Origin of the sequence: Mycolicibacterium hodleri (assembly GCF_025822245.1) — a bacterium.
Classification (GTDB): Bacteria; Actinomycetota; Actinomycetes; order Mycobacteriales; family Mycobacteriaceae; genus Mycobacterium; species Mycobacterium hodleri.
The window spans coordinates 1-12078 of the sequence record NZ_JACKTL010000068.1 but is presented as its reverse complement, the minus strand read 5'-3'; the positions used below and the strand labels follow the sequence as shown (position 1 = coordinate 12078).

General features: G+C 70.2%; 11 protein-coding genes. 4 read left to right on the top strand and 7 right to left on the bottom strand.

The window, feature by feature from the left end; genetic code table 11:
• Nucleotides 1–46 precede the first annotated feature (46 nt).
• The 3 genes from phoU to H7J06_RS27870 all read left to right on the top strand — a co-directional run bounded on the left by phoU (nucleotide 47) and on the right by H7J06_RS27870 (nucleotide 1808).
• Nucleotides 47–694: a phosphate signaling complex protein PhoU gene (gene phoU / locus H7J06_RS27880; protein WP_264042674.1), complete on the top strand. Its 648-nt coding sequence runs from the start codon at nucleotides 47–49 to the stop codon at nucleotides 692–694.
• Between the two features lie 209 nt (nucleotides 695–903).
• Nucleotides 904–1497, top strand: coding sequence for an Rv1733c family protein (locus tag H7J06_RS27875; RefSeq protein WP_264042673.1), 594 nt, complete (start codon nucleotides 904–906; stop codon nucleotides 1495–1497).
• A 17-nt stretch (nucleotides 1498–1514) separates the two neighbouring features.
• Nucleotides 1515–1808 carry a hypothetical protein gene (locus H7J06_RS27870; RefSeq protein WP_264042672.1) on the top strand — a complete coding sequence of 98 codons (294 nt, stop codon included), beginning with the start codon at nucleotides 1515–1517 and terminating at the stop codon, nucleotides 1806–1808.
• Between the two features lie 165 nt (nucleotides 1809–1973).
• On the opposite strand, the gene H7J06_RS32490 is transcribed toward H7J06_RS27870, so the two are convergent.
• Nucleotides 1974–2405, bottom strand: a complete 432-nt coding sequence (locus H7J06_RS32490) for a hypothetical protein (RefSeq protein ID WP_264042671.1) — start codon at nucleotides 2403–2405, stop codon at nucleotides 1974–1976.
• A gap of 133 nt (nucleotides 2406–2538) precedes the next feature.
• On the opposite strand from H7J06_RS32490, the gene H7J06_RS27860 reads away from it, so the two are divergent.
• Nucleotides 2539–4725: a glycosyl hydrolase family 28-related protein gene (locus H7J06_RS27860; RefSeq protein WP_264042670.1), complete on the top strand. Its 2187-nt coding sequence runs from the start codon at nucleotides 2539–2541 to the stop codon at nucleotides 4723–4725.
• 10 nt (nucleotides 4726–4735) lie between these two features.
• Here H7J06_RS27860 and H7J06_RS27855 read toward each other — a convergent pair whose 3' ends face one another.
• From H7J06_RS27855 to H7J06_RS27830, 6 genes are all read right to left on the bottom strand, one after another.
• Nucleotides 4736–5626 (bottom strand): ferredoxin family protein, encoded by an 891-nt coding sequence (locus H7J06_RS27855; protein WP_264042669.1) that lies wholly within the window; start codon nucleotides 5624–5626, stop codon nucleotides 4736–4738.
• Nucleotides 5623–6834 (bottom strand): cupin domain-containing protein, encoded by a 1212-nt coding sequence (locus H7J06_RS27850; protein WP_264042668.1) that lies wholly within the window; start codon nucleotides 6832–6834, stop codon nucleotides 5623–5625. Before H7J06_RS27850 ends, H7J06_RS27855 begins: the two co-directional genes overlap by 4 nt.
• A gap of 9 nt (nucleotides 6835–6843) precedes the next feature.
• Entirely contained in the window at nucleotides 6844–7092 is a 249-nt protein-coding gene (locus H7J06_RS27845) for a BatC protein (RefSeq protein ID WP_264042667.1), read from the bottom strand.
• Nucleotides 7093–7220: 128 nt separating this feature from the next.
• Entirely contained in the window at nucleotides 7221–9479 is a 2259-nt protein-coding gene (locus tag H7J06_RS27840) for a glycoside hydrolase family 3 C-terminal domain-containing protein (protein ID WP_372515423.1), read from the bottom strand.
• A 34-nt stretch (nucleotides 9480–9513) separates the two neighbouring features.
• Nucleotides 9514–10986 (bottom strand): phospholipase D-like domain-containing protein, encoded by a 1473-nt coding sequence (locus H7J06_RS27835; RefSeq protein WP_264042666.1) that lies wholly within the window; start codon nucleotides 10984–10986, stop codon nucleotides 9514–9516.
• 79 nt (nucleotides 10987–11065) lie between these two features.
• The coding region (locus tag H7J06_RS27830; RefSeq protein WP_264042665.1) for an amidase at nucleotides 11066–12078 on the bottom strand (1013 nt) is incomplete at its 5' end.

Below are 12078 nucleotides of genomic sequence, written 5' to 3'. Positions count from 1 at the left end.
CCCCCTACTCGGGCGGGGCAGCGCCGCGTCGGGTAGTACAGGGACCATGCGGAACGACTTCCACGGCGAGCTCGACTCACTCATCGAGGCGTTGAGTCAGATGTGCGGCCTGGCCGGTCTGGCGATGGAACGCGCCACCCAGGCCCTGTTGCAAGCCGACCTGCCGCTCGCCGAACAGGTCATCACCGACCACGACCACCTGACGCAGATGCAGGCCCAGGCCGAGGAGGCCGCCCTGCTCCTGTTGGCCCTGCAGGCGCCCGTCGCCGGGGACCTACGGGTGGTGGTCAGCTCGATGCAGAACGTGGCCGACGCCGAGCGGATGGGCGGCCTGGCGTTGCACGTCGCGAAGATCGCCCGCCGCCGGCACCCGGACTATGCGGTGCCCGAGGAGGTCAACGGGTACTTCGCCGAAATGGGACGCATTGCCGTGGATCTCGGCAACAGCGCGAAGGACGTCGTGCTGTCCCGTGATCCCGAGCAGGCGGCCCAGATCAGTCGGGACGACGACGCGATGGATCAACTCCACCGGCACCTGTTCACGATGATGATGGACGACCGGTGGAACCACGGGGTGGCGGCGGCGGTCGACATCACCTTGCTCGGCCGCTTCTACGAGCGCTTCGCCGATCACGCCGCACAGATCGGTCGACGCATCGTCTTCCAGGTCACCGGCGAGACCAGCGAGGCCTAGCACCGTCGAGGGGTTTGCTGGCGAAAATTTGACGCCTTCGCGGTGGGCCCGGTCACACCCGGTGGATTCGGGTACGACGGTGGCCCCCGCCACTCACCTGCTGTGATGCTCATCGCCCTGACGCCGTAAAACTTGGCACCGCGCGGCCCCGGTGTCACCATGGATGAGGTGTTGACGAGAACTGCCGAACTTCGACTTGGACCGCGCCGATGAGCGTTCAATCGTTTGCTCTGCACTTCCGCTGGAACGTCCGGGCGCTACAGCGCAATCCCCTGACCCGCACCAGCGACCGACTCGAAGCGTTGACATTCGTGGTGCTCTTCCTGATGACGCTTCTGGCCATCCCCGTGGCGACGCACGTGGCCGACCGGGCCTACGACTCGACGATGCAGTTCGTCCAAGAAGAAACGCAGACCCGGCACTCCGTGCAGGCTCAGGCGGTGACCGGAACCGAAACCCCGACCGACTTCGGCACGCCCCTCTACGTCGACGCCAAGTGGACCGAGAACGGCCGGGAACGCACCGAGCGCATCGCCAGTGCCGGGGCAGTCGCCGCGGGCGCGAAGATGACGGTGTGGCTCGACGAGGCGGGCAAGGTCGTCACCGCACCCCTTCGACCGGCCGACGCGTCGGTCAACGCGACCAGCGCGGGTTGGTCGGTCTGGCTGCTCGCCGTGGTCTTCTGCGGGCTCGTCGGCCTGGCCGTTCGCAAGGCGCTGGACCGTTCCCGGGCCCGGTCATGGGACCGGGCGCTGCAACTCTTCGCCTACGGCGACGACGGCTGGGCCAACCGCCACAGCTGAGACCTAGACTCGGCCCGGTGAACGAACCGTCGACCACCGAGGACGGTCACTACGTGGTGATCAACGGACGCCGCTGGCGCGCCACCGATCCCGCAATCCCCGAAGAACGCCGGGCGGAGCTCACCCACATCCTGATGTCATGGCGCCGGGAAGTGCGCCGTACCAAGGGAACTGACGAGGAACGGGCCGCCCGCGCGGGCGTGCAGGCCGCCAAGGTTGCGCTCGGGGAACGGGGCACGCCGCCGTGGTGGGAGCAGACCGACGAGCAGCGGCGCGCACGGTGGCAGGCAGCCGTGGCCACTCCCGCGTGACCGACACCAGCGTCGCGGTCCGCACGCGCTCCGGAATCCTCCCGCCGCACTGAGACGGCAGCGGTTCGGACGGCCGCTCGCGGTCGACCACCCCGAAACGGCCAGGTAGGGCGCGTCGCCATCCACCGTGGGGATAGGGTGAGGGTGACGTAATTGTCATGTACGTCAAAAGGGGGGGGCCTGCCCGATGGACAAGCGCACGTACGGCATGAGCGGGGTGGTGGCGGCAGCTGGCATCGGGCTGGCGCTCGTGGCCGGCCCCGGCATCAGCGCTGCGGAGCCGTCGGCATCGGATGGGCCCGGGCCCAGCGCGTCGTCGCCCTCAGCCGATGGTCCGTCGTCGCACACCGCGTCGTCCACCACCGCGTCGTCCACCACTGCTTCGTCGAATTCGGCCTCGTCCACCACCACCTCGTCCACTGCCTCGTCGAATTCGGCGTCGTCGCACGGCGCTTCGGCCGCGAGCTCCGCGGGCGGCAGCGACCCGTCCGACACCTCCACCACACCCGGCCCGACGACCGGCCCGGCGAAGGACCGCCCCGAGTCCGCCGATCCCGCCGGGTCGACGGTCGAAGATCCGTCGGATCCGGATGCCACGGGTGAAGCTCCCGCCAAGCCCGCCGAACCCACCGAACCCGCCGTAACCGAGCCGGCGGTACCGACGCCCACGGGCGGCGCGGGAGGTGCGGTCGACCATGGATCGGACACTGCCGAGTCGACACCCAGACCGGTGCAGCACCAGCCCACCGCTGCCGGCGACGCCGACGTCGCAACCCATTCCACCGTCGGCACCAGCGTCGAGCAGCCGACGAAGTCACCGACCCCCTCGGCAGGCGTGGTGGTGGCCGGCGAGCCGGTCGTCTCCAGCCCGGCGCTGACGACGACCACTCCGGAAGCCGCCGCAATCGCCACACCCGTTGTCTCGCAAAAGCTTCCGGTGCCGGCCGTCGGTATCGTCGCGACCTTGCTGGGCGCATTCGACGCCACCGGCGCGCCCGGACCGGTGGAATCCCCGTCCCTGTGGGCCGTCCTGGCATGGGTGCGCCGACAACTCGGCGACTCGACGATCGTCCCCACCGGCAATCAGTCGACCACGTCTGCGGCGGCCTCCACCACCGCGCCCGTCACCACCATCAACGTCAAGGACTACGGTGCGGTGGGCGACGGGATCACCGACGACTCGGCCGCCATCAAGGCCGCACAGGCAGCGCTGTCGTCGGGTGAGCGGCTGTACTTCCCGGAGGGCGACTACCGGTTTGCCCAACAGCAGCCCGCGGGCAACGCAGCGATCCTGATCAAGGGTTTGTCGAACGTGACGGTCGAGTTCGCCCCCGGAGCGCGGCTGTTGATGGACAACCTGGACGCCGCCGGACACGGCACCAGCCACGGCATCCGAGTCGAGGGGTCGGCCTCCCATGTGGCGATCATCAATCCCACCGTCGAATGGGTCACCAGGCCGTCTGAACGGAGCTTCGGCGACGGCATCTCGGTGCTCGGCTGGCCATCCGATTCCCCGCCCCCTGCGGGATGGACCGGCTCGACCGGCACCGTGCAGTTCGTGTCGATCGTCAACGGTCGCGTGGTCAACGCACCGCAGGCCGGGGCGGTCGTCATGGGAGCGTCCGACGTGACCGTCACGAACTTCACCGCCATCGGCACGCTGGCCGACGGACTGCACTTCAACGCCAACCGCCGGGTGACGGTCGACGGGCTGGTCGCGCAGAACACCGGCGACGACGGTCTGGCCTTCGTGACGTACTACGACCCGAGTCAGCCGTGGACCTACGGCCCTGGAGACGGTCCGTTCAATCAGGCCGGCGTCGGGGAATGGAACAACGGCGGTTCGGTCGCCTCCCACATCACGGTGACCGGCGGCCGCGCCAGCGGCGTCCGGGTCCAGGGCGGCTACGACATCGCCATCGACGACGTCACGGTAACCGGCAAGGACTACGGCATCCAGCTCAACTCGGCCATCGCGGCCGGCCCCGGCGACTGGACCAGTCTCGCCTCGCGCGACATTCACTTTTCGAACGTCACGATCGACGATACCCAGACCGGAATCGTGTTGGCCACCAACAACATCGACGGCACCCAGAACTCCATGTGGTGGGACTTCGCTGGCTCGTCGATCACCGACGTCGTCATCCGCGGTTCGAAGAACTGGTCGCTCGCCGTCGAGACCCCCGCGGTGACGACGAGCAAGTTCGCCGGCATCACGCTGCGCAACATCGACGCCGAAAGCCTGGCCGCCAGCATGCCGACCGGCGGCGGCAACGGCGGAATACTGTTGGCATCGCTCCGCGATTCGGTGGTCGACGGCCTACGACTCGTCGCCGATCACCCCAGTGACGTCGTCATCACCGGCGCGGGTGCGATCCGCGGAGCGCTCGACGTCGCCGACCTGCCGTCTTCGAATCTGACGATCGACGACCTGGTGCTCGACGGTCCCGGACGGATCCTCGTCCAGGACATCGCCGGGGTGACGTTCGGGAGCGTGACGTCCAGCGGCGCGGACGGCGCCGCGATCGTCCTCTACCGCGTCAAGGACGGCTCCTTCGAGGACATCACCGCGTATCTGCCAGGACGGGGCGCCGGGTCCGGCGTCGGCGTGCAAATCCTGCAGGTCTACGATCTCGACATCGCGAACATCACGGTGACCATGGACGATCACGTCGGATCGTCTTGGTGGGCAGTGGAACTCGGAGGCGGTAACCCGGACCAGGACGTCGCCGGCCAAGGCGTTCGCATCGAGAACGTCACGTATGTCAGCGGCCGCGACGACGTGAATTCCGACATCGTGGTCCAGGGCGGCCCATACGGGCCCGTCGACTGGTACATCCGCGCTCATTGGCTTCACGAGGGCGAGGCCACGCCGCAGTGGCGGTCTGCGACGTACGGCGACACCACTCCGCTCTAAAGACCGGTGCTCACTCCCGCGTGACCGACACCAACGTGAAGATCCGCACGCGCCCGGGAATCCTTGCGCTGCACTGAGACAGCAGCGGTTCGGACAGTTGCTCACCGACGACCACCTCGACGGTGCCCCCGTCGACGGCCAACGTCACGCGGGCCGTACGGTCGCCGGGCTCCAGCCGCACCGGCGCCCAGGCCCCAACGCGGTCGTCACCGTACGCCTCGCGGGCGAAGTACTGCGCCGCCTGCACCACGTGTGGCAACGAGGTGCGGCCGCGCAGGAGGCCGTTGACCAGCCGCCCCTCGGCGTACGCGCTCACCAGGTGCGCGGCGTCGGCCGACTCGACCCGTCCGTAGCACAGCCCCTCGGGCAGGATGAGCATCGTCGCAGCGAACCTGTCCCCACCCAGATGTGAGCATTCCCAGGTGAATTCGGGATACTTCGCCGCAATCGCCGCCGCCGCGCCACGACCCCGGACCGCGCAGCACTGGTCGTGCCGGCCGTGCGCGCAGACGGCGACCAGCGGCCCGTCGGTTGGGTTCCCGTCGGAGCCGTCCAGCGCCAGCTCCAGGTACTCGTCGGGACCGGAGACCTCGCCGTGGTGAAGAGCCTCCGCGCCGAGGTGGGACTCGGCGACGAACCACCGCCAGCGCCGCGCCCCCGTGCGGCGTCCCGGCCGGCGGATGGCCGCGATCCGCATCCCTGCCGCCTCGGCCCGGCGGACGATCGCCCGGCCCAGCCCGGGGTCGATCACCGACGGCGAGTCCATGAACGCCGAAGGCCCCCAGGCGCCGCACAATTCGAGCATCAGCCAGGCCGAGCCGGCGGACGCGGTGCCGTACATGGGATCGTCGCGCTCCCGCGACACGTCGCTGCAGGGCCGCCAACCGTCGGGCGGCGTCATCCTGCGGCCGGTACGACGACCGCCTCCCGCAGCAATCGGCGGATGACGACCTCTCCGTCGGCCGCGTCCAGTCCGGGCAGGGCGCCCGCGTCGGCGACCAGACCCGCGTGCAACGCGGCGATCGCGTCGGCGCATGCATCGGGCAGGCTGATGGTGCGATCGGTCAGCTGCAGGACCACCCGGCCGTCGTGCCGTCGAACGGTGGCGACGAGGCCGTGCCGCCATCGCACGGCGGTGGTGGCCGCCTGCTCCGCGGCCGCGAGGGAGGCCAGCGGCCGGACGGCGACGGGCCGGGTTCGGTCGGCGAAGCGCCGCCTCGTGCCGTTGGCGGCCTGTTCGCCGAGTTCGGCGGCGTGGTCGCGCAGCCGCTCGGCCAGCTCGGCGACGAGCTTGGTGGTGGTCGCCACCATCTCGCTCTGGTCGGTCATGTCGACCCCCATCGGCAGGGAGCGCCGGAAGTCGGCCACGCCCTCCAATTGGTCGACGACGGCGCGGATCACGTCCATCCCGGTGACGGCGGAGACGCCGATCGTCAGGTGAACCGACGTCTGGCCAAGTGCACGAGCCGAGTGGATCCAGCCCCGGGGAAGATAGAGCGCGTCACCGGGATTGAGCACCGCGTCGACGACCGGCTCGTCGTCCTTGACGCGCCGCGCGATCGCGTCGCGATGGTCGGTCCACGGCTGTGACGGGAGGGGGTCGACGTGCACCGGTTCGTGCACCGTCCAGTGCTTGGTCCCGGAGGTCTGCAACACGAAGACGTCGTGGACGTCGTAGTGCGGATCGAATCCACGATTCTGCGGCGGCGTCACGTAGGCGTTGGCCTGAACGGGATGCCCCAGGTCGTCGACCATCCCCCGGACGAAGTCGATCACAGGAGGCCACAGCCGGTGCAGCCCCTGAAGCACTATCGTTGCGCCGGAAGCAAATTGGGCGAGGACCTTCGCCGAGTCGACCTGGTCGGGCATCTCGGCCCCGAAGCCGGCCGGACCCAGATAGGCGTCGCGGGTCACCAACCCGCCCTCCTTGGCCACCCGGATGAACGGGGCCCGCACCCCTCGCTCGGAGAGCAGCTCGTCGACGTGGCTGGTCGACAGGAGGTCGTCGAAGTCGCGAGGCAGTTCCGCTGCCCGGGTCAGCAACGGCAACCGCCCCCAGTGTTCGCGGGCGAACGTCTGGGGGTCGGCGCCGATGCAACGGTTCAGCATGATGCTGGATCAGGCGGTGCCGTCCGCGCCGCCGTCGTGACCCTCGGGGTTGGAGCCACCGTCGGCCGGACCCTCGCCACCGGCGCTACCGTCCGCGCCGCCGTCATGACCACCGGGGTTGGAGCCACCGTCGGCCGGACCCTCGCCACCGGCACTGCCGTCCGCGCCGCCGTCATGACCACCGGGGTTGGAGCCACCGTCGGCCGGACCCTCGCCACCGGCGCCGGTCGTCGTGATGTCGTCGTCGTTGATCGCCATGGAACCATCTCCTTCATCGAACCGCATCGGGGCTTGAGCAGGTAGGCCCTGCTACGTCGCGGTGACTGCGGGTTGCCCACCGACGAGCTTCGTAAACCGAAGGTACGGCTGGCCTAACGACGACGGGGCTACTGAGGTGTCCCGTCCGGCGACCGCCCCGCGAGGAGCGCGTCGATCGTGCTGGGGTCGACGTCGGCCGCGAACATTCCGACCCGGCCGATGGGGAACGAGTCGAGCATCTTCTGGAGGTCGACACCCTCGGGCAGGATGCTCGCGGCATCCGGTGCGCCGCCCATCATCTCGGCGACCGCGGCCTGCAGAACCGGACCGGCGACGGGATCGGCCATCACCTCGCCGATCGACGACGAGCGTGACAGCGGCAAGGCCACGGGGTCCCCGACGACGTCGACCCGCACCGTCGAACGGACGTCGCGGCTCGAGGCGGCGACCTCGAGGGTGTAGGTGCCGCCCTCGACGATCCACGAGTCGACGCGAACGTCCCAGTACGCCAGGTCCCTTCGCCGCACCCGCAGGGTCACCTCGCGCGTCTCGCCCGCCTCCAGTGCGACGGACGCGAACGCCTTCAGCTCTCGCGGCGGGCGCTGCGTGACGGCCGCGGGCAACGACGAGTACAGCTGCACCACCTCGCGGCCGGCCACCGAACCGGTGTTGGTCACGGCCAACCGGACGTCGACGTCACCGTCCGCGACGGTCGACGCGGACGCCGGCCCGTACTCGAACGTGGTGTAGGACAACCCATGACCGAACGGGTAGGCGACGTCGAGGTCGCGGGCGTCATACCAGCGATATCCCACGAACAGGCCCTCGCCGTAGCGCACGTGGGAGAACTCGCCGGGAAAGTCGAGGTAAGCCGGGCTGTCGGCGAACCGCAGCGGAACCGTCTCCGTCAGCTTCGCCGACGGGTTGACCACACCGAAGAGGACGTCGGCGGTGGCCCCGCCGCCCGCCTGGCCCAGCAGCCACCCCTCGAGGATCGCCGGCACGCTGGCGGCGAAGGGCAGGACGACGACCCCGCCGTTGGACAGCACGACGACGGTGTCGGGGTTCGCCTCGACGACGGCCTGGAGAAGGGCCAGCTGGTCGGCGGGCAGGTCGACGTCGTCACGGTCGTAGCCCTCGGACTCCAGGCGGGCGGGCAGGCCCAGGAAGACGACGGCGACGTCGGCGCCGGAGGCGGCGGCCACCGCCTCGTCGCGCAGGCGCGCCGACTCCGCCTCCGAGACCTCGACCGCGGTGCTGAAACCGGCCGCGAAGGTTACCGATCCCGTTGCCAGCGAACGTATTTCGTCCAGCGCATGGTCCAGCCGGGTCGGGGTGATCATCGACGAGCCGGCACCCTGGTATCGCGGTTCGGCGGCAAAGGCACCGATCACGGCGATGCCGGCGTCCTTCGCCAACGGCAGCAGGCCGCCGTCGTTCTTCAACAGGACGATCGAACGCGCCGCCGCCTCCCGTGCCAGGGCGTGGTGGGCGTCGACGTCCAACGGAGCCGACTCCCCGCCCGCCCGCGTCCGGTCGACCAGCGCCAGCACGCGACCGGCGGCGACGTCGACCACACCCGCGTCCAGCGAACCGTCGTCGACCGCCGCCACCAGCTGCGCGTTGGTCGCGCCGCGGGAGCCCGGCATCTCCAGATCCAGGCCCGCGGCCAGCGCCCGGACGCGGTCGTCGACGGCACCCCAGTCCGAGACCACCACGCCGTCGAACCCCCACTCGTCGCGCAGCACCGTGGTCAGCAACCAGCGGTCCTCCGAGGCATACACGCCGTTGACGCGGTTGTAGGAACACATCACCGTCCACGGCTGGGCGTCCTCGACGACGCGTTGAAAGGCGCGCAGATAGATCTCGCGCAACGGCCGCGGGTCGACGTCGGCGCTGACCCGCATCCGGTCCGTCTCCTGGTTGTTGGCCGCGAAGTGCTTGAGCGACGCGCCGACGCCGCGACTCTGGATGCCGCCGACCATGGCCGCGCCGAGCACCCCGGCGACGACGGGATCCTCCGAGAAGTACTCGAAGTTGCGCCCGCACAACGGCGATCGCTTGATGTTGACGCCCGGCCCGAGCACCACGGCCACGTTCTCGACGGCCGCCTCGGTGCCGATCGCCTCGCCGACGCGTCGGACGAGGTCCGCGTCCCACGACGAGCCCATGGCGACGGCGGGCGGGAAGCAGGTGGCCGGCACGCTGTCGCCGAGCCCCAGGTGGTCGCCCGACCCACGCTGCTTGCGCAGGCCGTGCGGGCCGTCGGTGAGCATGATCGAGGGGACGCCGTGGCCCTCGAGCGCCGCGGTGTGCCAGAAGTCGGCACCACTGAGCAGTGCGGCCTTCTCCTCAAGGGACAGCTGGGAGGGGGGTGGGGTCGTCATGGCGTCCATGGTGCCCGCCGGCTCGGAGTCCCCGTCAGTCGACGAACCCACCGAGCCACCGCGCGACGCTCCTGGCGAACGACTCGGGCACCCGGTCGGGGTCCATCAGGTCGTTCTCGGCCCACAGGCTGCGTTCGCCGACCACCGTCTCGGGGGTGAACCGCAGCAGGGTGCGGCCCGAGCCACGCAGCGCCTCGACGGCGGCGAGGAAGGACCCCCGTTCGGCGTGTTCCCGCTCGAACTCCTCGACCTCCACGCCGAGGTGTTCGCAGACGAGCGCGTTGCGCAGCCCCACGATCGTCCTGGCGACGTCCGCGTGGTCCTTGGCGGCTGCCGAGGCTTCGATGGCCACGTCGCATTCGCTGTCGAAACCGAGCGAGCGATTGTTGAGGTTCGACGAACCGACCCGGAAGAGCCGGTCGTCGACCGCCATGACCTTCGCGTGCACGTAGACGGGCGTGCCGCCGGCGGTCACCGGCCAGTACACCCCGAGCCGGTCGTGCAGGTCGGCCGCCCACAACCGCTTCAGCATGCGGTATCGCGCGCTGTCCATCGACCGCTCCTCCAGCGGGCTCTCCGACTTGCGCGGGATCACGATCACGATCTCCGGGCCGGCCGGCTCACGCAGCCGCGCCGCGAGGGCGTCGACCAGCGTGCGCGAGGCGAGGTACTGGTTCTCCAGGTAGATGGTCTCGCGCGCGGCCGCCATTCCGGCGAGGTTCAGCGCCTCCACCTCGCGTACCTCGGCGCCGTCGCCGAGCCGGGGCATGGTGCGCGCCACCGCGACGTCGACGTCACGCAAGGTCGGCACCAACATGCCGGGCCACACGTCGCGGGTGGCCTCGATCGGTTCCAGGGGCTGACCGGTAGCCACCGACCAGCGGTCGCGGGCCACCTCGCCGAGTGCTCGGGCCGCGGCGCCGCTCACCGCGGCCGCCACCTCGTGTCGGGGTCCGTGGGGCTCGCCGAGCGCACGACGCAGTCGGTTCTCGTCGAGGTGCTCGGGGGTGTCCCACCGGTCGACGGTGAAGTCGATGCCACCACAGAACGCCACCGCGTCGTCGACCACGACGATCTTCTGGTGGTGCACCGCGCCGGTGGGATGCGCCCCGTCGATGGCGAAGTGCATGCGTTCACTGCTGAACCGGTTCATCACCGAGACCGGGGTGACGCCCTCCCACAACCCTTCGAACGCGGACAACAAGCGCAGGTTCGATCGCAGGACGTACACCTCGAGGGCAGGCCGCTTGCGGACCAGCGAGCGCAGGAAGGGACCCAGCTCGTTGTACCCGGCCAGCGTCTTGCCGCCCGGCTCGAAGACCGTCCTGGTGTCGAAGTCCCACCCGATGAGCACGATGCGGTGCTTCGCGCGCAGCATCGCCGCCTTGGTGTGGCGAAAGTAGTCGGCCGCGTCGACGATGAAGGAGAACCGCTCGGCGCGCTCGAGGCGCCAGCACGTCTTCCCGGGGACCAGTAGGCGATCGCCGGTCGCGTGCGGCGCTGACATAGCGCCGTGTCTATCACATCGGGACGACCCGACTTGCGGATGCAGCCGGCGCGGTCAGAGACCCGTCATCTGGTTGGCGCTAGAGCGGCGCGACGCGATCCGCCCACGGCATCGCCTGCTCGAGTTGGGCGGCCAGCCGGATCAGCAGCGACTCCCCCGCCAAGGGCGCAACGAACTGGACGCCCAGCGGCAGCCCGTCCGCCGTCTGGTGCAGCGGCAACGAAATGGCCGGCCGCCCAGTGAGATTCGCCAGCTGTGTGTACGGCACCCAGCCCAGGTTCTGGTCCACCATGTCGTCGACGATCTTGGTGTACCGCAGCAGGCGGGCAGTGCGCGTCCTGAGCAGGACGTCGGCACTACGCTGTAGCGCCACGGGCAGGTCGAACTGACCGATCCTCGGCGGCGGAGTCGCCAGCGTGGGCGTCAGCAGCAGGTCGTAGGACTCGAAGAAGTCGGTCAGCCGGCGGGTGTGCTCGTGCCGTCGTTCGACGGCGTTCACGTAGTCGACGCCGCCGGTCGCGCGGCCCAGGGCGGCCATGATGAGCGTGTCGCGCTCGAAGGACTCGTCCCCGGCGCCCGTCAGCCGCTTCGCGTCGGCGACCTCGTACGCGACGTGGACGAACCAGGTGAGCAGGAAGTCCTTCGCCAGCACCGCGTCGTCGTACGGCGCCTGCGTCAACTCCTCGACGTGATGGCCAAGGTCGGTCAGCACGCGCACCGTGGCCTCGACGGCCGCGACGGCTTCGGGGTCCGGCGTCGCGTTGATCGCCGACGGCACCTGGACGCCGATCCGCAGCCGGCCCGGGTCCTCGCCGACGCACCGCGCGAAGGGCGACGGCGGCAGCCCGGGCACGTAGGGCCCGGACGGCTCCCCGCCGCTGAGGACGTCGAGCATCCCCGCGGTGTCGCGCACCGTGCGGGACACCACGCCCTGCACGGCTGCACCGTGCATCGGCTCGCTCTTCTCCGGACCCGACGGGGTCAGTCCGCGGCCGGGCTTGAGGCCGACGAGCCCGCAGCAGGCCGCCGGGATGCGGATCGATCCGCCGCCGTCGTTGGCGCCCGCGCACGGCACGACACCCGCCGCGACCG